The sequence below is a fragment of the Chryseosolibacter histidinae genome (assembly GCF_018598225.1).
In the GTDB taxonomy this organism is placed as follows: domain Bacteria; phylum Bacteroidota; class Bacteroidia; order Cytophagales; family Cyclobacteriaceae; genus Chryseosolibacter; species Chryseosolibacter histidini.
Genome location: NZ_JAHESF010000005.1, coordinates 266,700 through 287,346, shown reverse-complemented (window position 1 = coordinate 287,346; position 20,647 = coordinate 266,700). Strand labels below are relative to the sequence as shown.

Sequence of the window (20,647 nt, the reverse complement as noted above, 5' to 3'; positions counted from 1 at the left end):
TTCATACTCATGCAAATTGAGGTTTCAGCATCTCCTTAAGCCTGCGCACCATCTCCTTCTGTTCCGAAGAAAGAAATGTCGGCAGAACAACGTTGATCTTTACATACAGATCACCAAATTGTCCGGGCTTTCGATATACCGGCATGCCTTTCCCTACCAGCCTTAACATCTTTCCATTTTGAGTTCCTTCCGGTACAGCAAGCTGCACCTTGCCTGACAATGTAATGATCTCCTGTTTGCCGCCCAGCAGAGCCGTGAAGAGATCGACAGACAGTTCCATGTAAAGATCATCACCATCTCTCCTGAACACTTCATGTTCCTGTACGCGAACTGTCAAGTAAAGATTTCCGGATCTTCCTCCTGTTGCACGCTGCTCACCCTTGCCTTTCACTTTTAATTGCAGGCCATCATATGCTCCAGGCTTGATAGATACGCGGATCTTTTCACCGTTAATGTCAACGATCCGTTTCGTGCCATCATATGCTTCCTGCAAGGTCAGCAGTAATTCTCCAGCCAGGTCGCTTCCAGGATTCGCAAAATCAAAATCGGATGCAAAACCGGCGCGCCTGTTTCCACCGCCCTTTCCAAAAAAGGATTCGAAGAAATCAGAGAAACCCGATTGATCAAAGAACCCGGACGGATCACCGCCAAACTCATAGTGGTACTGTTGCTCCCCTGGCGTTGAATACTGGTGACCTGCTCTGTCCGATCCCTGAAAGTTTCGCCAGTTCTCTCCCAGTGCGTCGTATTTCCTTCGCTTCTCAGGATCACTCAGTACATCATATGCTTCGCTGATCTCTTTGAAGCGTTCCTCGGCTCCTTTATCACCTGGATTCTTATCGGGATGAAACTTTACAGCAAGCTTCCGGTATGCTTTTTTGATTTCATCCGGACGCGCTTCTTTTGCAACGCCTAATATTTTATAGTAGTCCTTGTAGTCCATCGCTCCTGAATCATTCAATCACTTTTTTACTTGGATAGGGATGTGCTGCAAGCCTTGTGATTACACCCGGCAAGGCTTGCAGCTTGTCAGTCGGATCAAGAATCACACTCCGAATGCATAGTAGTATGTTCCGCTTCCCGCTTCGTAAACGCCTTCGAGCATGACCCCTTCGCCATCCTTTTTAGATCTCAGCTTCGAAGAAAGCTCCTGGATGCTATCCACCTTTTTACCATCCACCGCAGTGATGATAAAGCCTTCCTTCATTCCGGTCCGGCTTAGTTTTCCAGAGAACAATTTTGTCACCTCCACACCACCATCGATGCCCAGCCTCTGGCAGGTTTTTTCGTCAGCGTCCCTCAGCGCTGCGCCAAGTGACGACAGCACAGGCGGCAAATCCTTTCTGGAAGTTTTAGATTTTCCTTCCGGGCTGGTAAGGGTGATAGTAAAGTCATTCACCTTTCCAAAGCGGTCGACTTTGAGCTTCACTTTGTCGCCGGGATGATGGCGCGCAATAAGCTCACGCAACTCAGAGGATGTGCGCACTTTACGACCGTCCACTTCCAGGATCACATCACCAGGTTTTACACCAGCTTGTCCTGCAGCGCTGTTCTCAAGCAAACTGTCCACATAAACGCCGGTGGCTACTTCAAGGTTTTTTTCTTTTACAAGGTTTCTATTTACATCGGTAATCATGATACCAAGTGCTCCGCGCTGAACCTCGCCATACGCGAGCAGGTCTTCCACCACTTTTTTCACGATATTGGTGGGAACGGCAAACCCGTACCCTGCATATGCACCGGTTGGGCTGGCGATGGCCGAGCAAATACCAACAAGACCACCCTGTAGATTTACCAACGCACCACCGCTATTTCCCTGGTTAATAGCAGCGTCTGTTTGGATGAAAGACTCTACTGCCGATTTATCATCAAGTATGTTAAGCGTACGGCCCTTCGCACTGATGATACCCGCAGTCACGGTGGAATTAAGATTGAAGGGGTTACCTACGGCAAGAACCCACTCACCTACTTTTGCGCTGTCAGAGTCAACCAATGGCAGGGCTTGCAAATTTTTCGCGTCTATTTTAAGCAACGCCAAATCGGTGGATGGATCTGTTCCAATGACATCGGCCTTGAACATCCGGTTATCATCGAGGGTGATCTCAATGTCATCGGCCTGATCGATAACATGGTTGTTCGTTACAATGTAACCGTTCTCATTGATGATCACGCCAGAACCTGTGCCGATCCTTAACATTGGGCCGTTATTGCCATGTGGGCGTTGATGCCAGAATCTGGGCCCAAAGAAATTGTCGAGCATGTGATCATCGAAAAAATCTCTGAAGGGATCCGGCAGTTGTCTGTGTTCAAAGGTCTGCTCAGGTCCGGAAACGCGTGACTCCGACTTGATATGAACAACGGAGGGCATCACTTTCTCGGCAACGGCTGTGAAATCCATGGGATCGACCTTTGTTGCCGCAGCCCCTTTTACGGAAACGTTTTTTACTGGCGTAGAATTTATATACTCTATTTTTACAGAATCGTCCTTTTCAATTAGCTCGAGAATGCCAACGGTTGTGGCACTTCCCAGGACAGCTGATAAAATGATTGCTAAGATTGTACGTTTCATAATTGCCTCCTTCTTTAGTTAGTCTGTCATCTAATTAAAAATTGAGTAATCATTACTTGGGTTTACGATCGCAGAACCCTTAGCAGTGCCTTCGGCAGCTGGACTTTTTGCGGCCATCAAACTACGCGCCAGAACATTTTTTCAATTCTGGCGGCTATGCCTGTGCTGTCATTTTTTTGGCTGCAGCCATTTCAAAATGTCAGAATGACCCTGTATCAGAAAAAATTTCAGTTATCATGCCGGCACAATAACGTGTTACAGACTGGCATGTTTGGTGGCCGTGGTTTAGTCTGCTAATGTCTTAAGAAATCAAAAAGGAGGGTTTATATGATTGCGGTGGCGGCCGATGGTCTGTCGACAGCCTGTTGAAATCGGGCCCGGAACAAAGTCAGAGTGCCCATCGTGAAATTCATCATTCAAATTTTGGGGAGCAATAGTGAGGCGGGGTACCCCGCCTCTCAGCTATGAAACTTTTATTTGTTTCGCTGGCTTAACCTTGGCCTCTTCTCTTTTGGGAACGGTCACGTGAAGGATACCATCAACGTAACGCGCAGCTATTTTATCACCTTCAACTTTGTTTTCCGGCAACGAGAAGCTCCGCTGGAACGATTGATAGCTGAATTCTCTCCGTGTATAGTTTCCATCACTGTCTTTTTTTTCACGATTATCTTCACGTTCAGAAGAGATCGTAAGCACGTTGTTGTCCAGCTCCACTTTGAAATCATCGCGTTTCATCCCGGGGGCGGCAACCTCGATGCTGAAATCGTCATTTGTTTCCCGCACGTTGACAGCTGGCAATGTAGCGCCGGATGATCTCCAGTTTGCCAGCGATGAATCAAACCAATCGTCTGTTAAAAAGTCATTCAACAAAGACGGAATGGCCGGAAAAAGATTTCCGTTGGTTCTAACTAACGTTTTCATAATTAAATCCTCCTTTCTGAGTTTGTTAAACATTTTATGATCGTAATGGGTCGTTACGTGATATTGATTTGACGCGAGCGTTTTCCTTTTGCGTCATCCTTTTTCGGAATGATGACATGCAATATGCCATCCTCATATTTTGCCTGAATTTTTTCAGACTCTATCGTTTCCGGCAAAGAGAAGCTCCTTGAAAATGAATGATAATTGTACTCGCGTGTGATGTACTTCCAATCACGCCTTGCACCTTCGCGGTTATCTTCGTGATCGTAAGAAATTGTCAAAACATTGTCCTGCAGTTCCAGGTGGAAATTTTCCTTCTTCATGCCAGGTGCCACCATTTCCAGGCGGAAATCATCGTTTGTTTCGATGACGTTCACAGCTGGAGTCGAAACGCCTGTACTGCTGAACGAAGGGCGGAATAAATCGCGTGTGACAAAATCATCGAACATACCCGGAAGATTGAAACTATTCTCTATCCATCTATTTCTACCATCATTCTTTGCCTTGTCTCTTCGCACTTTCATAAAACAATCCTCCTTTCTACATCGCTTTTATGTTTATGTCAAAGATCCTTCGAGTCTTTCCATGCTGCCGGAAGACAATCTCCCTGATCTTATCGGCCTTTTGCCTTGCAAAAAGACCACCTGATTTTGAAACGCTGCTCATGGCGTTTTTAATTTTATTTACAAAATCCGGCTAACAATAATTATGCAAAAGTCACAAGATTGTAAACCAAACGACCTCAAGGCACTTGTTGTTCACAGAATACTGTCAAGCTGTCGGCCGGAAGATGAAAAAAATTCAGCTTGACATATTTCAACATTATGTTTCATAGTATTCCCGTTCATGTTCCTTCCGGCCGGTTCGTTTTAGCGGTGTTTCCATCAATCGTTTCTTTGCATCAGGAAAAGAAAAACTATCCGGAAGGACAGCATACGACCTTTCCTTCCGTGCATTATTCCCCATTGGCAATTGCTGATAGTTCCAGGATGGAAACGAATGATTCCGAATTACCGGTCCTTCAGCAGCCATGCGCCAATCGTTACTCCTGACCGGATCATAAGAAACCTCATTCTTGAGCCGTGACTCAACGAAGTATTCATGACGGCTACGGGCTACCCTTGTTACATCTTGTTCCGTTGGAACGTAGCAATGTAACATTCCCGTTTCGGACTGGCGTGTGCCGCTGGGTTGTTGGATTAGATTCAGAAACAAGAAAACAATTGTTGCCAATTTCATAACTCCTCCTTTCCCTCAAATCCAAAAAAAAGGCGGGTAGTCCCCGCCTATTCTTAAGCCACTGCTATCTGCTTAGCGGGCTTTTTCCTGGCATCTTCCGTTTTCGGAACGGTGATCCGCAGAATGCCATCAACATATCTTGCTTTGATCTCTTCGCCCTTCACTCCGTTTTGAGGAAGTGTAAATGAGCGCTGAAATGATTGATAGCTGAATTCTCTGCGGGTGTAGTTACCGTCCTTCTCCTCGTGGCTATCCTCCCGTTGGGAAGAAATCGTGATAACATTGTTGTCTAATTCGATCTTAAAATCATCCCGCTTCATGCCAGGAGCCGCAACCTCGATCTGATAATCGTCATTGGTCTCCTGCACATTGACAGCCGGCATCGTGGCCCCAGATGTTCTCCAATTAGCCACAGTGGAGTCCAACCAATTCCTGCCAAAGAAATCATCTAGCAACGAAGGAATGGCCGGGAATAAACTGCCATTAGATTTAACTAAGCCTTTGTTCATCATAGCTCAATCCTCCTTTCTTTTAAATCTTGTTTTCGTTTCTGCCTCAACTTTTCAAATTCTGTGCCTGTTCAAATCTGTTGCATCGGCCGGTCTACTGTCAGTTTTTTTGCGACGTCTTTTCATTTATGGAATGAAATTTTGACAGCTACTGCCGGCAGCGAGGCAATTGCTGTAGTGTTTTGATCCTTTTATTACCTGGGAGAATTCTTTATGGTATTCCGCTTTACAATCAGATCATAGATCCTGCCAGAAAGCTCTTTAAGGCGCGGCCTGACTTTTTCTTCCCGCACAGGCGTAAAAAGCGCGATCACATACTTTATCCTTCCATCATCCACAATACCAACGTCATTCGTGTAATAGCTCCACCAGCCAGTCTTGTGATAGAACATGGCTTTCGCTGGCAAACCGGGAGACAGTTTGGTGTTATCGAGCTGCCGTCCGAGGAGGGCTTTCATTTGCATGCTCACCCACGGACTTACCAGCTGGTTGTTTTGGATCTTGTACATGAAATCAGCCGCATGCAAGGCACAGGTCTCCGTGCTTCTGACTGTATCATAGCCAGGATCTTCACGTTTTCTGCTCAGAAATTTCCGCGTAACCTCACTGCCGGCCCATCGGTAGGCTGCCATGGTCTTATTGATGTTTGGCCGGCCCGCGATATCGATCAGGCAATTCGCCGCTGAGTTGTCGCTGCGGGTGATCATGAGGTCCAGTAAATAATTGACGGTAACCGTGTCGTTGTTCATGATCAACGGCCTGGGATCGAAGCTTATTTCACGCGAGCGGTCAACATCGTTGGGTGATGCTACAATGTGCGGATCCGTTAAAGCATATTTACCATTATCAACTTGTTTCAGGATCTCCATGGCAACGTACATTTTGTATACCGAGGCCGGGTAGATGAAATTGTCATAGTAAACACCTCCGAAGACCGGTTGCTTCCCATTAAGGTCGATCACGGCAAGCGAGATCTTCTCGGTGCCATCGTCCCCAACATTAAACATACTATCGAGGCCCACATCGGCAACAATTTGTTTCAGCTCATCATTGAATTTTTTGTCGGTTTTGTAATAACCTGGCAATGTTGTCTGGCCTTTTGCATAAAAAACAAAACAGCTGCAACCCGCAACAATGACTATTACTTTCAATCCCTGTGCCTGTATGGCGTGGCAGGCAGACCTGATATAGCTGAGCAAAAACATTGACTTATAGTGTTTTGATGTTATAAGAAACAGGTTTCCTTCACAAGAAAGTGACCCATAGCAAAAATGAATATTATTACCGGAAAAACGCTCACTGGTTTCCGTGACTGCCTGGGTACCCATACGGGCATCGACTACAGGCAATTTCGCAGGGCTTCTTGCAGTTGGTTAGTGATGTATTTACTTCCCGGGCTGTTCCAGTCTTTTTATCAACACATCTGTTGGGGTCTCGTGTTGATTGATAATATACAGTTGTGTTTTGTCGTTAAGAAAAATGTTAAAATTAAACTCTTCGTCGGCTTTATACTTCCATGTTTTTAGCTCCGGAAACTTTCTTTTAATGAGTGATAATTGTACAGCATGACTTTTAGAAACAATAATGATCTTTGTCAAGGGGGTTTCTTTTATCCTCTCAATACTGGCTTCTGAGACCGGCGTTGCTGCTTCATACGATGTGCAATACGGATATAAGGCTCTGAATGACCTGAAATCCTGCCGGTTTTCTGATAATACAAACCTGTAAGTCATTACATGATCAGGTTCATTGATCCAACCTGAATAATTTTGCTCATATAGTTTGATATAGGCATCTACAAAATTCTTATCAATGGCTTTCTTTCCTTTTATGTAGTCTGAAATTACCGGGTAAACCTGTTTGGCCATCAGATCTATATAACGCCAATTGTACCATGTGCCGGTATCGCGCGCCTTATTCAGATTTTCAAAAACATACCCATTCCCTAATGCGGTGGCTAAAACTTCATTCAATAACAAATAAGCATAAGTACTACACTTTGATGAACTCTGCCTGAAAATACGCATCAATTTCATTTTTAACTTTTACCGATTGCTCGTCATAAAGTATGTGGAATATTTCGTGAAGCATGACACTCAACAATACATTGAAGTCAGTTAAGTCTGTTTGGATTGCACTCACCGAATTATTGAGGAAGGCTTCTGCCGTGAAGCCTTTTGAATTCGGCAAAGGATAAAAAGCAATTTCAAAAGGAATGGAGCTATCCCAAACTGTATTATAGAAGTTAATTCCTGTTTCAAAATAGCCCGGGATGTTTTCAGTAACTATAAAATTTGAAATAGCTGCAAGTTGAAGTTCGAATTTTGACTTATTGGGAAGATAAATTAACTCGTTGTAAACGGGCATGAAGGCTGAAAGTATATTCGTGAGCTGGTTAAGCGACGAATTTGGAATCAGTCCTACGGAGCGTAGTTTAAAATCCGTTAAATTATCAGAGGCAATTAAATTCTTTTTCAGGATCGATTCTGTCATTCCCCGCATTTTTGAACCATAGGGATATTCTGAAAATTGATAGGTATAGTTGATCCCCAATGTATCAAGCTGTGAAATAAGCCTTTGATATTTTTCTGTAGCGTATTTCGATTTCTTAAACTCCGTCTTGAATGGATTGTCGCCGTACCCTGCAGTCAGGTTTTTGGCAAAAATGTAGGTTGTTAAAAGCTCTGAGTATCTTACATTAAATACCGGTTTTTGCCCGGACGCCAGGGTTGTAAAAAGTGAAAATGCCAACAACAAGAGTCTTTGTTTCATAGCGTTATTGCTTTAATCTGTTTCGCAATATGCTCAAATCCATTGCGTATACCCACCATAAAGTCAGATATTCATTTCAGGATCCATTCAAACAATCTCTTCCCCGGGGTTCAGAATCTGAGCCCGGCAAGTTATCTTTTAGGCAGAAAAACACCTGGGATATTTACGCTATGGAAAAAGGACGTGAACAGCTCAATGCCGAATGGGAAAAGTTCAGGCATTTTTTTAAACGTGAAGAAATACCCACCAAAACAGTTTTATTGAAAGAAGGCCAGATCTCTGAACGAATGTTTTACATAGAAAAGGGTTGCATCAGGCTCTCTTTTAATAAGGATGGAAAAGACATAACCTTTCAGTTCTTCTTTGAAGGAGAAGGGGTCTCGTCTGCCGAGAGCTTTCGCAATGACGAACCGAGCTTATTTTCGATCGAGACCATTGAACCGTGTATCCTCCACATACTACATAAAAAAGACCATGAAACGATGATCGAAAGCTCGCCACTGATCAAACAGGAACTGGAAAAGCAGACCTTTCAGCGATTGATGTACTATCAAAAATTGTTTCTTTCAAGAATTAAGAACAGCCCCGAGGAAAGGTATAAAGAGCTATTGGAGCAAAGCCCTCATATCCTGCAAAGAGTGCCCCAACACTATATAGCATCGTTTCTGGGCATCACATCCGTTTCATTAAGCAGGATCAGGAACAGAAAGTAGCATTTCTTAACAATTGTTATCGCTTTACGCAGGCATCCCGAGCCAACTTTGTTCTAAACAAAACCGAAAAGCGATGAAACAATTCAAGATCCAGATCCCGGCACAAGAGATCGAGTACCTGAACCAACGACTGTCAAACACGCGCTGGCCCGGCGAAACGATCAACGAAGGATGGAAAAAGGGTGTACCGACAGACTATTTAAAAAAACTGGCAGATTACTGGCGCCACCAATTCGACTGGAAAAAACAGGAGGCTTTGTTAAATCAATATCCCCAGTTCATCACTGAAATTGATGGCCAGAACATCCACTTCCTTCACATCAGGTCGGGCGATCCCAACGCAACTCCGCTCATGCTGATTCACGGCTGGCCAGGTTCCTTCGCAGATTTCGTCAACGTAATTGAACCCCTTACCAATCCGCCTGCCGACAAAGGAACCGGCTCATTTCATTTGGTTATCCCTTCTATTCCAGGGTTCGGTTTTTCAACGCCCGTGAAAGAGAAGGGATGGAATATGTTCCGGATCGCTGCAGCCTTCAGCACGCTGATGGAGAATTTAGGATACTCAAAATTTGCTGTGCACGGTGGCGATATGGGCGCGGGCATAGCAAGCATCATGGCAGCAGTAGCAGCCCACAAACTGACCGGAACACACATAAACACTGACTTCTATTCCGTGGCAGGCCTGGGTATGTTTCCATCGGATACTTCTTTTTTGTCTGACGAGGAAAAGCCAAGGCTGGAACGAATGAAAGAATACAAAAAGAACGGCACCGCCTATCTTGAAATACAATCCACAAGGCCACAAACCATTGCGTATTCCCTCTCAGACAGTCCGGTGGGACAACTGGCATGGATCGTTGAAAAGTACAAAGAATGGACCGATGAAGACAAGGAATTGCCAGAGAACGCCATCAGCATAGATCAGATCCTGACGAATGTTTCCTTGTATTGGTTTAATAAAAATGGCGCTTCGAGCGCTGATGTACTGTATGAGAACATGAGCATGGCTTTCAACTGGGGAAGTGAGGGCTCGCAGGCTTCCAGTCAATGGACACCACCCAAGGTGCGCTCTGCCGTGACAGTGTTCGGCAAAAATGCTGATAAGACCCTCTTTAAAAAACTGCTGTCTTTCACAGGTGAACCAGATCACTATATCTTTCATGAAAAGGGAGGCCATTTTCCAGCCATGGAAGTTCCTGATCTGTTGGTGAAAGACCTCAGGGAAGTTTTCGGCCAGGGTGGTTCTTGATCACTCCTCTGACGCAACCTACACCCGTTCAACAAAAAAAGCCTGCGATTCATTGTAGTCGCAGGCTTTATTTTTTGCCTTAAATCACCCTGGTCAGAAAAAATCTTTTCGGCTCATCATGGACAGGGTGTACCATGGGCAGCGCGTTGGTGATCGTTATTAGTGGTGTTGATCCTGGCGCGGTCTGCTGCCGGGAGGTTACCAAATGCTGCAGTGCCCTCGAGTCCTCCCCAGGAAAGATCGATGGATGTCTGCACATCGAGTGAAGGATACATTTGCCGCAGCATTTGCGCCATCTCCTGAATGACGTCTGGCTGCGCCATAAAATCATGACTATCTGCGTTGCTCGAATGGGCAGGATCCATCAGCAACATATAGGTGTGGTACATCTCATGGATCAACGTAGACGTAATAAATTCCTGGGATGCATGGGGCAGTGATTGTGAGTTGAGCGTTGTCACGATCTTAAAGTAGCCATTCGCACCTGTTTGTTTGCCCGTGTTCGCAAAGTCGTGGTTTAAGCCTATAGGCAGCGGAGCGTCTGCGAACTCCATGTCGAAATCCGGGCTATTGCCAAACATATAATGCAGGAAAGCGCTGCGGTCGGACAGGTTTTGAGTCAGGGCATGCAGGCAAGGATCCACAACGTGGTTAAGGACGTCTGTCGGTTCCTGCGATGAGCAGCCTCCGTTGTAGTTTACACATACGGGATTGCATTCATCGTAACACGGCTCGTCGTCGCCGCCGCAGTCGTTGTTACAAGTGCAGGGGTCGCCCGTATAGTTCACACAATTGCTGTCACATTCATCATAACATTCCTCATCTTCCCACCAGCAGATCCATTCGTATCTTGTTTCGCAGGTAACATCTGTAACCTCGCATTCGCCGTTCGTGCATGCCTCGGTATAATAGCAGTATTCATATTCCTGCTCAATGCATACCTGGCCCGTGGTTCTGGAAAGTGGGTTTTGTTTTTCCGCCGCAGGCAGTTTTCGGATGGTGAAGCCTGGTGAATTATTCTTTTTATTCAGTATAGTGCGGTCAAGGGCTTTAAAATACACGCCAGGCGGCACGGGTCCTGTGGTAATACGGGCCTTCTTTTTTTTGAAGCTCCTTCCGGAAAACCAACTCATATTCAATTGTTTTCTTCTTGTTTTTATACCGCACTACGACCACTGCCTTGATGCGGTCACCCTTTTGATTGGCAACCGGGATCAGGATAGAAGGAGTGCCTTCGAGCATGAGCGACTGGCTTTCCTTCCACAACGGTTGCCCGGCAAGCTTTGTCTGAAAGCTGGTGGCATCCGGCATGTTTTCCAGGTCTTTAACAACTTTTGAGAGCATGTTCTCTTCACCCTGGTATTTCCAGTAATCGGGTGAGGGAACATACGGTTGCGTGGCAGGTTCTTCTGAACAGCAGACAGCGATGATGGTCAACGCAAGCAACAAGGCTTGCGCGAATGAGCGGTTTATTTTCATATCCTTTATGGTGTTAGGTTTGGATAACTCTTAGTATAGACGCGATGTTATAACTGTCACCCTACACTACCTAAGGACATTTGCGTGTAGCCATCCGGTAAATCGGCAAAATCAATGGTTGAACAGCAATGGCAGTGGTTTATGGCCTTATTAGAGCGGCAAGCTTCTTTTTAACCCTTTGTTTAATGACCCTGGCTTCGTAGCGTTGAATTTTCACTGGCGTAACAAGGATGTGACGCGCCCAGTAGGCAGCGCGTTCTGGCCGACCGGTTCTGAAGTAGAATTCCATCAGATCTTCCTGCGGGCGAAGCCGTATGGGCATCATATAGTGCGCTTTCAGATACATTGCTTCCGCCGACGGGAGCCGTTTAAGCTTTTCGTACGCAGCGGCGAGTCTTTCAATGGTCTTGCGGCTTGTGTACGTTGAAAGGCTTTCTTCCATCAGCTTAATTGAGCGAGGAAGATCAGTGTCATAAAGAAATGATCCATAGGCGTGCAGGAATTGCCCATCATGGGACAAGTACCGGTGCGCCAGGCTGAACCTGACCTGGGCCTGCGTTGGGTCGCTGTATTGAAAGGAATGTGCTTCACGCCAGTATCTGGTGCCAACATAGGTTCTGGCGCTTCGGAACAACGTAAGTCCAGCAATAACAACCATCAGCACCGCCAATGGAGTATTTCTGATATGAAAAATGGAGGTACGGCTGTTGGCTGATATGATGGCGACCTGATTCAGCAGCAGAAGTTTTATACAAAGGAAATACAACGGATATGAAAACTGCGCAAACAACCCAAAGGCCACCAGCAAGGCGATGGAAGAGATCCAGATAAGATCTTTTTGCATCTGCCTGAGAATGTTCATCAGTGCCAACAGCGATACCATCAGGAGGGCGAGCCCGGCGATGCCATTCTCCACGACCAATTTCAGGCCTTCATTGAAGGCATGGTCAACATCGCCGGCAAGCCATATTTCCGCGGGAGTGGCCGTTCCGGAGGCAAAATACGCGGCCTGGTAGTTGGGGTAATCTACCCGGAAAAAATCATGTCCCGAACCCAATACTGGGTGCTTTATAAAGGCCTGCAAAGATACTTTCCAGACCAGTAAACGACCTCCGGCAGAATCCAGCGTGCTGCTGAATATCACCAGCACCATCATGGGAATGATCAAAAGAAGGAATGCACGTTTACGCGGAGCCTTGAACCTTAACGCGGCAATACAAACGGCGATGCCCAGCAGCAAAGAGAGCAAGGCAGCCCGGGACTGGCACCAAAAAATAACCAGTATAAAAAGCAGTGCGGCGCCGGCAAATACAACACATTGCAGGCGGTTACAGCGATAATGTTGAAGAGCCATCAGCGCTGCCATGGGAAATACGATCGATAAAAAGCCGGCCAACGGCCCCGGGTTTGAAAAATTTCCGGTTAACGGCCAGCTGGCATTCTGCGATTCTGCCACACCGAAGAATTCGAGGGAAGCATAGATGCATACGCCGGTGGCGGTAGCAACTACCAGGCTATAGTACAACGACACATTGCCTGTCGTCCAGCGGATGCTCCTCACTGCCAGATAGTACAGGATCAGCTGCAGCAGCATCAGGCTTTCAAGGTCGGGCACGTAGCCGAGCCGTAAGGTGCGCGTGATGAACTGGCAGGCCAGGAGGCCAATGATAGACAGGTCGAGCATATTCACATGGATGTCTTCCCTGGCCCATAAACGGACGAGAACAGTAATGCCCAGGATGGCAACCAACTGGTAGCAGGGATTCAGCAGGGTGCTCCAAAAGCCGCCATTTAAATTGAATATCAGGCTCAGGCAGAAAAGCACCGCGATGGCGATCAAAGCACGCTGGCTACCTTCTGACCGAGTAGTAGGTTGTGATGGGTCAGAACCAGACTTGATGACCATCGTCATAGGTAAATATACGTTCTTCCTTGCCGCGTGAAAGATTATGCAATACATACAAGCCCCCCGCCGGCACTTGTTTGTATCGCAGCAAGGGCTCGTTGGCCACCTGCCTGCCCATGGATTGCCAACCACCGTTTAACCATATGAAAAGCTCGTACGTATCGCCTTCAACTATAAAATTGGTGTCGCTCCGCGGACAATAGCTAATGGAAGTAATGTGCTGCGGGGTGCCCAGATCAAGTCCTGCCCATCCATATCCGTTTTTAGCGCCGCCCTGAAAATATGTTTCCAGCTTACCATCGAACGCCTCGTGGTAAAAGTTGCCGATGTGCGGTGATACTTCCGGGTAGCCGATGATGCGGCCGTGCAGTTTTGTAGTATCGGTTTTTTTGCGGCCTCCAAAAAATGCGAGCTCTGCAACACAGGCCCTTTTGTTGTACGGGGAAATATACCGGATGTAGCGATAGGTTGAAGTGCTGCTGACCGGCGTAACCGTGCGGTGGGCCGGAATGGTGGTGACTGTAAAAAGATTTACGGAGTCGCTGAAGTCGGCTTTGTTTGCGCCCTGAAACCGCCCTCCGATCATCGTCTTCAGATGCTCTTGCGTGGATGGGAAACATGGAAATTTCCGGGTGAGCGTCATATCCTGTTTTAACGAAGGGGATGCGCTCAAGTACCGAACCGCCCCATTCGTGTCTATTGTGAAAGGGTTGCTGGCGGGAGAAAGTACGCCATCCTGTAAATACATGGCCAGGTAAACTATGCCGGTGCCCATATTTTTAAATACAGCGTGCTTGCCTTCTATCCTGCCGAAGTCGAGGGGCTCCCACTCCCTGCTGTCAAATGTACAGATCAAAGCGTAACGTTTTTCTGCGTCTGGCAGCTGCGTTAATTCGATGCGCACGTCATACGTCTTTGTGTACTCAGCGGTAACATCTTTGTAGTATGGGTCCAGCAACGCCACGGGAATATCGTCTTCAGGGTTGCTTTCTTGCGGAGGAAGGCGCTCTTTCTGAGAAGCAAATGTCATTCTGAATACTTTGGCAGGCTTATATGGGTATTCACGGATGCCACCAAAAGGCGTTCGCGCGGCATCGAAAGGAAAATGTTCGCCATTTTCCTGGAGCAGCACATTCCACTCATGCCCTTTGCTGTGATTTCCCCAGCGCGGCACCATATCAATACCAACGGGCAGGCCATTTGCCCGCATCACCATGGCAGTGTAAAATACAATATGTTTGCAGGCGCCGCGTTTTCCCTTTTCCATTTTGCTCACGGGCACGTCGAAGGGATATGACCATAAGGTATGATTGGTATATAAAAACGATTTTAAATGGGTATTGATCGCCTCAGCGATCTGCACCCGGCTTTTACCCTTGAGGCTGTCTCGCAGTGTTGCGTACTGCCAGCGAAGGTGTTCCCGCCAGGGTTCCAGTCTTTCAGTGCCAATCCTGTAAGGGAGAATGTATTCGCAAAACTGGTCAAAGTCTATATTTTTTGCATCGTCAGCTTCCTGCCGCACTTTGAAGGCCTGCTCAATGCTCTCGATCAAATACCGGGATTTAATAACGCGATGGTCAGGTACGGGATGGGCTTGCGAAAGTGACGGTGCGCCATAGATGCCGGTGAGCGAATCCCAAACGTGCTGAACCACCGGAGAAACCGGTAGAATTCTTACCTTGTTTCGATGCAGCGAATCCAGTATTTCAAAGATGATGTCATAATTTCTGACGTGCTTTCCATCCAAAGCTACTTTATCTTCCATGTTTTCGATCAGAAAATAGGCGGCTTTCAGCTTTTCCTCGTCTCCGCTGCGGCTGAAGTGCTCAATGACCTTTTCCAGCTCCGGGCGGTTCTCGCCAGCTTTGCGCAGCACCCCCTGTACGCCATCCGGAGGGCCTCCACAAGAAACAAGTACCAATAGCATTAGGGTTGCAAATTTCAATCGGAATAACATCAGCTTTTAATATTGTGATTGAATAGAGGCCTGATTTAAAAAAGACGCTACCGTGATAAACGCGCCAACATGTTATTGAGAAGACGCCGAAAGTCAGGCCTACCCCTAATGAGGGGGTTGTATATATATGAGTACTGTCAGCTACTCGGGAGTCACGTTCACCGGAACACGTTTCAGAAAGTTAAACTCATCACCGGGCTTGAGCCAATAATACCAGCCGCTCTTATACTTTGTGTTGTTGTAAATGGCTACTCTTCCTTTTCCAAAGACCTTTCCAATACCGTTTTGAATAATGAAGCCGGTATCGTCATCAATGCCAACACCCAGCAGATCAGGATATGTGTCAATGATGGTAACCAGTTCGTTTTCACGTTTGGCGCTGCTCAGATGGGGATTGATAGCCACTGCTTTTAGAATTCCCAGGCCACGTTCGCTGCCCTTCGCCATGAGCACAGGCTTGTCAGGGTTGCCTCTTATCGTGTAGGAGCCTTGCACAATGGCGCCGGCGGATTCACCGGCAAGGATCCCTCCACGATTAAGGAATGCCTCAAGCTCCTTCGCGAACAGCGTACCCAGGTAAGCCGCCATAAATCGTCCAGGGTTGCCACCGGAAATCCAAACAGCCTTGGCTTGCCGCAGTGGCCTTACAAACGCTTCACTGTTAGCCACGTTACGGTCACGCGTGTGCAGAACAACGACGTCGTTAACCTTGAAGCGTTTCATCAGCTCACGCCTGAATTCCATTCTGTTTTCCTCCTGATCAGGGTTCCAGATCACCCCAGAGTCAGATCGCAGTGAAGATGCCGGCGTGGGGATGAAGATCACACTGGCGTCTGGCCCTCCCAGCATTTTTATAAAAAGCGAGTCAGCAGTTTTTCCACCGCTTGTTATAATAAGGGTTCCGGAATTTTCTACTGCACCTGTTTGCGCGGAACAGAAATTAAGAAACAAAGTAGCTGAACCGATCAAAAATGCTTTCTGTAGTCTCATGCGGTACGGTGTTGGAGTTGAAGTAAAATTTATTTGAGGCTTGCAACTATCGCTAAAAAGTCTGTTGCGTTCAGCGGCGGAGGTTGCTCGAACGTTATGTAACCATTTGTCTCTCGGCAAAAGTCCATTATCTTCTTTAGCCATTCATCCGCCTCTTCGTCATTCGCGATGCATGACAACCCTAAAATCAAATGGCCGTCATTCGTAAAGAACAGGTCGATGTTATGAAGACCTGTGCTCCTGTCTTTGTTCCTCCAGGAAATTGAAAAACGGTCCGTAGGATTGGCTATCAAATAATCGATCAGCTCATCTGTCGAATTCATGCGTGGTCACCTCCCTCACATAAGGCACTTCTTATGCGTCTGACAGCGCCTCTCTATCCGGAGCAAAAGTGTTCAGGTAACGGTAAGCAAGTTCTTTGGTTCTGGTGCGCGTCAATACATAACAATCGCAATACATAATGAGGAATCTGATGTTTGGGCCTGGTTTACGTCCTTAGCTGCAAGATACTTACACCTATGCCAAACGGCAACGGCCCATAGATTATATCAAATTCCGTTCTTTTAAAAGGGCTTCCAATTCCTTCTTATTATACTTTGAATTATTGATCAATTTATACGAAAGGAACAAAGGGATTAGTGTAAGAAATCCCAAGCTGTTTTTCATAATACTGTAGAACACAATTCCTACCAGAAATCCAACCAGCACCGCATTAGTGATGGAAGCTGACTTTATTTTTTTTGCCTCTTGTAACAATTCCTGGTCTGTTAGTTCTGATAATTTTTTCCCGTTCTCCTTCATGATATTTTCAGTATCGTTTTTTCACAATAGGCGCCAATAACGGTCAAATTTCACTAAAGTGTTCTTATAGTGTATATAAGACTTTAAGATTCAATATAAAATGTGCTAATTTTTACGAGGTACCTCGCCTGGCGCAAGTCTTCCAGCAAAGGCATGCGCGCAAGCAGGACTTGTGCCTTTCACAATGGCAGTCTTCTGACTGTTGGTTTTATGAGTAAACGGAATCAAATGCGCAAAAAATTATTCTCACAACTGATTAGTTATTGGTCGATTTTTAGAAATGAGATATTATGTATTTCGGACTCTCAGGGAACTAGTCATACCCATGAAAGATGGTTTTTGGTAAGTAAGTACAAAGTATTGACGCCAGTTCTGTATTACTATCCAAACAATAAAGTACCAATTAATGCAATTGAGGCTCAAACATAACTTTGGTTTCAGTCAAAGAAAATCTAATTTTATACGTAGAGGAGCCCATCACTGCCATCAAAGAACTGGCGGATGATGGGCTTTTGTATTTACTCCACCTAAACCCCTTTCGCTTATGCTCCCCACAAGTAAAAAACAAAGGCTTATAGCCAGCCTAAAAACATTTCAAAAGAAATACTTCGGCAAAAAACAGCTTGGCGACCTGGACGAATCAGGAACCCGGCTACTCGTCAATGATCTTCTCAGCAATGTGTTAGGTTTTGAATCGCTTGATGAAATCAAAACGGAGTACATGATCAGAGGCACGTATGCCGATTACATGATCCAAACGAAAGGGACACGCCATTTCTTGGTTGAAGTCAAAGCCCTGTCACTCGATCTCTCCGATAAACACCTTCGTCAAGCAATCAACTACGGCGCGAACGAGGGTGTAGAATGGGCGGTACTTACCAATGGAAGAGAACTTGATTTGTATAAGATCCTGTTCACTAAGCCCATTGAATCCAAACTTGTTTTCAAAGTTGATCTCAGCGATAGCAGCAAGATCAAGGAAAGCGTTGAACAGCTTCAATATCTGTGCAGAGATGGTGTTATCAAGAAAAGCCTTGACTTTCTCTGGAACCGATTCTCAGCACTAGAAACCTACACTATCGCTGGATTGTTATACCACAACAAAGTGATCAATCTTTTAAGACGTGAATTAAAAGCGAAGTACAAAAGCAAGTTTGAAGAAATTGAAATCAAGAATGCACTCAACACAGTAATCTGTCAACCAGTGAATCTTGAAAAGATCAAGATGATCGGAGCAAAAAAGACGAAGTCTAAAATCAAAGCGGTTGTACGTCCTCTTCCGGCTGCGCCGGAAATAGACTTACCTGTTATCACCGAAGCGCAAAACAATTAGAGGCATAGAAACAGCCGAATCTGTTGGGGTAAATGAAGTCTAAAAGACTTTACAGAAGATCAGGCACAAGTCACCCGCCTGCCATCGCACAAGCCAAAAGACTTGCGCCAGGCATGGTTTGTAATAACGATCTCAATTCATGTAGTGGATGTGATGTCTGTAGACCAAGAGAACTAGAAACCGGCTTCGTTGTTGTAAAATAACACGGATACCAAACAACTAAAAGATTTGAGCACATGAGTAAGATTACAATTATTGAACTAAATCCCGGAGGGGTTTCAATAGTTCAATGTCTTTCCTGTGAAGGAACAGGAGGAAGATCCTGGCCGCACTGGCATGAGCCATGTGGTGGAACTGGAATACTAGCAATACAACATGAAGGTCCATTAATGGTCTGCAGTGGCTGTGATGGAACAGGAGGTAAAGCCTGGTCGCACTGGCATTCGGCTTGTGGAGGAACAGGTATCGTACCTGCTTATGGGCCATGGAAAATACTTCCGAGAAAACTTGAGAAATAACCGAATTTTCCTGGCGCAAGTCTTCCAGCAAAGGGCATACGCGCAAGCAGGACTTGTGCCTTTCACACCAGCAGTCTTCTGACTGCCGAACCTGTTGGGGTGAACAAGTCTACACACGTTCCCCGCTCTCGACTTAGTCGTGCTATTTCATTCCATTGCTAGCGATATTAATCGGAAGTCCTATACGAAGGCCTATCTGAAAATCGTCTCGTTCAATTTCATTAGCGATTTCCGGATTGTCAACTGCATTAAGATTTGCGAACCGCATATACGGTGCAACGGACAATGCGCTTTTACTTTTATCAGGTGAGTTGATATTGAATGGAAACCCGAATTCTATCACAGAGACATTATCATTTTTAAGAACCTTCGATTGAGTAATGTCATACTTGACATATACGCCCGGAAAGAAGTTTCGTTTTGACAAGAACAGATACGCTTCGATGGAGAACGCAATTCCGAAATCGCGATCAAGTGTCATACCAGTATAACTCACGCCTTTCTTTTCCGAATAAAGATATTTGCCTTTGTCGGAGGTGAGGGAGTCCCGCTGCACGTATTCGACTTTTGTAAAATCGGTCAGGTTGTTGGCCCGAAAGAAATCGAGGCCAGCTTTCCAGTGAAACAACCCGGTTCGCCAATCCACCAATTGATTGAATCTTATTCCTAGTCCGAAGGTGACGCTGGAGGTATCAGTTCTGTTCAACGCACTTTGATCGAACAACGAAAATCCCTGACGTCTCACAAACGGAGTAAAAGTTACCCATTTCAGATTCTTAACCGTCCAGTACTTTTCCGCCAGCGCAAGCTGATAGTTCACATTTTCATCACGCCCGCTGATGATTTTACCCATGGCTCTAATAAGATCTGCAAGCATTAAGTCAGATCTTGCTTTTGTCAAGGAAAGTGTTTTGTACATGAACACAAGCTTGTTTGTTTTTATTTCCGGCACATAACGCTTGGCAAGATCGCGAAGGAGTTGCTGTTGTGTTGATGATAATTTCACAGTATCCTCGTCCTTAAATCCATCAGATGTTATCTGATCTTCGTTGGCTATGATGCTTTTTATATATTTGATTGCGTCGTCATATTCCTCATCCCCCACCAGCTTAGAATCAAGCAATTGTTCATTGAGGTAGTCCGTTGCAGAAAATGGATACAAGTTTCCGTTACTGTCTTCAACTTTCAATTTATTCGCCTTTATAATCAAAAGCACAGTCAACAACGAATCTGTCTTGTTAGTATACAGATTTGTCTTGAAAATCTGCCGGGATGTTCGAACGACATCGGCAATCTTAGGGTACATTAATGCGGAGGACCACCGCGGAGTCCAAACAAAATTCACTGTGGCATTGAAATCCGAATGCAGGTTTTTGTAGCTATCGAATATCGCAGCACTTCCCTCCGTCACGCCCAAACCTACATCGATCAAAACATCAAACCCTTTTTCGTTAATAATGTATCCTGTAAGCGTACCAGTTGCCTTTGCCAGATCGACTTTTATACCAGCCGTAGGATTTTGTTCACCAGTAATTGCATAGGTGATATACCGGGAGATCATTTTATCAAAGGCTACTTCTTCGACAATGCCCTTGCTATTTTTTTCCTTGTATAGTTTCCTCTTAGTGTCTTGTGAATAAAGGCCAAAGTGAATCAGCAGGATGCAACAGATAGTGATTAATCTCATA

Annotated in this window: 18 protein-coding genes; 3 read left to right on the top strand and 15 right to left on the bottom strand. The window is 45.7% G+C overall.

Annotated elements, in window-relative coordinates:
- Positions 1-7: 7 nt before the first annotated feature.
- The 8 genes from KK083_RS32635 to KK083_RS07530 form a co-directional block, all read right to left on the bottom strand.
- Complete coding sequence (locus tag KK083_RS32635; RefSeq protein ID WP_317195215.1) at positions 8-961, bottom strand: DnaJ C-terminal domain-containing protein; 954 nt, start codon at positions 959-961, stop codon at positions 8-10.
- Between the two features lie 84 nt (positions 962-1,045).
- Positions 1,046-2,569 (bottom strand): Do family serine endopeptidase, encoded by a 1,524-nt coding sequence (locus KK083_RS07560; protein WP_254162112.1) that lies wholly within the window; start codon positions 2,567-2,569, stop codon positions 1,046-1,048.
- 462 nt (positions 2,570-3,031) lie between these two features.
- Positions 3,032-3,490: an Hsp20/alpha crystallin family protein gene (locus KK083_RS07555; protein WP_254162110.1), complete on the bottom strand. Its 459-nt coding sequence runs from the start codon at positions 3,488-3,490 to the stop codon at positions 3,032-3,034.
- Between the two features lie 53 nt (positions 3,491-3,543).
- Positions 3,544-4,014, bottom strand: a complete 471-nt coding sequence (locus KK083_RS07550) for an Hsp20/alpha crystallin family protein (RefSeq protein ID WP_254162108.1) — start codon at positions 4,012-4,014, stop codon at positions 3,544-3,546.
- 768 nt (positions 4,015-4,782) lie between these two features.
- The gene (locus tag KK083_RS07545) at positions 4,783-5,241 is read right to left on the bottom strand and encodes an Hsp20/alpha crystallin family protein (RefSeq protein WP_317195214.1); all 459 of its coding nucleotides are present in this window, start codon (positions 5,239-5,241) and stop codon (positions 4,783-4,785) included.
- Between the two features lie 191 nt (positions 5,242-5,432).
- Positions 5,433-6,443: a serine hydrolase gene (locus tag KK083_RS07540; RefSeq protein ID WP_254162106.1), complete on the bottom strand. Its 1,011-nt coding sequence runs from the start codon at positions 6,441-6,443 to the stop codon at positions 5,433-5,435.
- A gap of 180 nt (positions 6,444-6,623) precedes the next feature.
- Positions 6,624-7,211 carry a hypothetical protein gene (locus tag KK083_RS07535; RefSeq protein WP_254162103.1) on the bottom strand — a complete coding sequence of 196 codons (588 nt, stop codon included), beginning with the start codon at positions 7,209-7,211 and terminating at the stop codon, positions 6,624-6,626.
- Between the two features lie 19 nt (positions 7,212-7,230).
- Positions 7,231-8,010, bottom strand: coding sequence for a hypothetical protein (locus tag KK083_RS07530; RefSeq protein ID WP_254162101.1), 780 nt, complete (start codon positions 8,008-8,010; stop codon positions 7,231-7,233).
- A 170-nt stretch (positions 8,011-8,180) separates the two neighbouring features.
- Here KK083_RS07530 and KK083_RS07525 point away from each other — a divergent pair, with 170 nt between their 5' ends.
- Positions 8,181-8,723 carry a Crp/Fnr family transcriptional regulator gene (locus KK083_RS07525; protein WP_254162099.1) on the top strand — a complete coding sequence of 181 codons (543 nt, stop codon included), beginning with the start codon at positions 8,181-8,183 and terminating at the stop codon, positions 8,721-8,723.
- A 73-nt stretch (positions 8,724-8,796) separates the two neighbouring features.
- Positions 8,797-9,975 (top strand): epoxide hydrolase family protein, encoded by a 1,179-nt coding sequence (locus KK083_RS07520; RefSeq protein WP_254162097.1) that lies wholly within the window; start codon positions 8,797-8,799, stop codon positions 9,973-9,975.
- Positions 9,976-10,091: 116 nt separating this feature from the next.
- Here the strand turns inward: KK083_RS07520 and KK083_RS07515 are convergent, their stop codons facing one another.
- The 6 genes from KK083_RS07515 to KK083_RS07490 all read right to left on the bottom strand — a co-directional run bounded on the left by KK083_RS07515 (position 10,092) and on the right by KK083_RS07490 (position 16,630).
- Positions 10,092-11,108, bottom strand: coding sequence for a hypothetical protein (locus tag KK083_RS07515; RefSeq protein WP_254162095.1), 1,017 nt, complete (start codon positions 11,106-11,108; stop codon positions 10,092-10,094).
- Positions 11,026-11,454 carry a hypothetical protein gene (locus tag KK083_RS07510; protein ID WP_254162092.1) on the bottom strand — a complete coding sequence of 143 codons (429 nt, stop codon included), beginning with the start codon at positions 11,452-11,454 and terminating at the stop codon, positions 11,026-11,028. Before KK083_RS07510 ends, KK083_RS07515 begins: the two co-directional genes overlap by 83 nt.
- A 139-nt stretch (positions 11,455-11,593) precedes the next feature.
- Complete coding sequence (locus KK083_RS07505; RefSeq protein ID WP_254162090.1) at positions 11,594-13,360, bottom strand: O-antigen ligase family protein; 1,767 nt, start codon at positions 13,358-13,360, stop codon at positions 11,594-11,596.
- Positions 13,338-15,287, bottom strand: coding sequence for a discoidin/SUN/FTP domain-containing protein (locus KK083_RS07500; RefSeq protein ID WP_254162088.1), 1,950 nt, complete (start codon positions 15,285-15,287; stop codon positions 13,338-13,340). The genes KK083_RS07505 and KK083_RS07500 overlap by 23 nt, the downstream gene beginning before the upstream one ends.
- A gap of 171 nt (positions 15,288-15,458) precedes the next feature.
- On the bottom strand, positions 15,459-16,307 hold the full coding sequence (locus KK083_RS07495; RefSeq protein WP_254162087.1) for a cyanophycinase: 849 nt from the start codon (positions 16,305-16,307) through the stop codon (positions 15,459-15,461).
- Between the two features lie 29 nt (positions 16,308-16,336).
- Positions 16,337-16,630 (bottom strand): hypothetical protein, encoded by a 294-nt coding sequence (locus KK083_RS07490; protein WP_254162085.1) that lies wholly within the window; start codon positions 16,628-16,630, stop codon positions 16,337-16,339.
- A gap of 1,022 nt (positions 16,631-17,652) precedes the next feature.
- Here KK083_RS07490 and KK083_RS07485 point away from each other — a divergent pair.
- Positions 17,653-18,441: a type I restriction enzyme HsdR N-terminal domain-containing protein gene (locus tag KK083_RS07485; protein ID WP_254162083.1), complete on the top strand. Its 789-nt coding sequence runs from the start codon at positions 17,653-17,655 to the stop codon at positions 18,439-18,441.
- A gap of 660 nt (positions 18,442-19,101) precedes the next feature.
- On the opposite strand, the gene KK083_RS07480 is transcribed toward KK083_RS07485, so the two are convergent.
- A complete protein-coding gene (locus KK083_RS07480; RefSeq protein ID WP_254162081.1) occupies positions 19,102-20,646 on the bottom strand; it encodes a hypothetical protein in 1,545 nt (514 codons plus the stop codon).
- Position 20,647: the final 1 nt, after the last annotated feature.

Coding starts and splice junctions, on each gene's coding strand:
- KK083_RS07500 (WP_254162088.1), bottom strand. CDS start 15,287: ATGCTATTGGTACTTGTTTCTTGTGGAGGCCCTCCGGATGGCGTACAG.
- KK083_RS07555 (WP_254162110.1), bottom strand. CDS start 3,490: ATGAAAACGTTAGTTAGAACCAACGGAAATCTTTTTCCGGCCATTCCG.
- KK083_RS07520 (WP_254162097.1), top strand. CDS start 8,797: ATGAAACAATTCAAGATCCAGATCCCGGCACAAGAGATCGAGTACCTG.
- KK083_RS07530 (WP_254162101.1), bottom strand. CDS start 8,010: ATGAAACAAAGACTCTTGTTGTTGGCATTTTCACTTTTTACAACCCTG.
- KK083_RS07560 (WP_254162112.1), bottom strand. CDS start 2,569: ATGAAACGTACAATCTTAGCAATCATTTTATCAGCTGTCCTGGGAAGT.
- KK083_RS07510 (WP_254162092.1), bottom strand. CDS start 11,454: ATGAAAATAAACCGCTCATTCGCGCAAGCCTTGTTGCTTGCGTTGACC.
- KK083_RS07485 (WP_254162083.1), top strand. CDS start 17,653: ATGCTCCCCACAAGTAAAAAACAAAGGCTTATAGCCAGCCTAAAAACA.
- KK083_RS07525 (WP_254162099.1), top strand. CDS start 8,181: ATGGAAAAAGGACGTGAACAGCTCAATGCCGAATGGGAAAAGTTCAGG.
- KK083_RS07540 (WP_254162106.1), bottom strand. CDS start 6,443: ATGTTTTTGCTCAGCTATATCAGGTCTGCCTGCCACGCCATACAGGCA.
- KK083_RS07495 (WP_254162087.1), bottom strand. CDS start 16,307: ATGAGACTACAGAAAGCATTTTTGATCGGTTCAGCTACTTTGTTTCTT.
- KK083_RS07505 (WP_254162090.1), bottom strand. CDS start 13,360: ATGGTCATCAAGTCTGGTTCTGACCCATCACAACCTACTACTCGGTCA.
- KK083_RS07480 (WP_254162081.1), bottom strand. CDS start 20,646: ATGAGATTAATCACTATCTGTTGCATCCTGCTGATTCACTTTGGCCTT.
- KK083_RS07545 (WP_317195214.1), bottom strand. CDS start 5,241: ATGATGAACAAAGGCTTAGTTAAATCTAATGGCAGTTTATTCCCGGCC.
- KK083_RS07550 (WP_254162108.1), bottom strand. CDS start 4,014: ATGAAAGTGCGAAGAGACAAGGCAAAGAATGATGGTAGAAATAGATGG.
- KK083_RS07515 (WP_254162095.1), bottom strand. CDS start 11,108: ATGAGTTGGTTTTCCGGAAGGAGCTTCAAAAAAAAGAAGGCCCGTATT.
- KK083_RS07490 (WP_254162085.1), bottom strand. CDS start 16,630: ATGAATTCGACAGATGAGCTGATCGATTATTTGATAGCCAATCCTACG.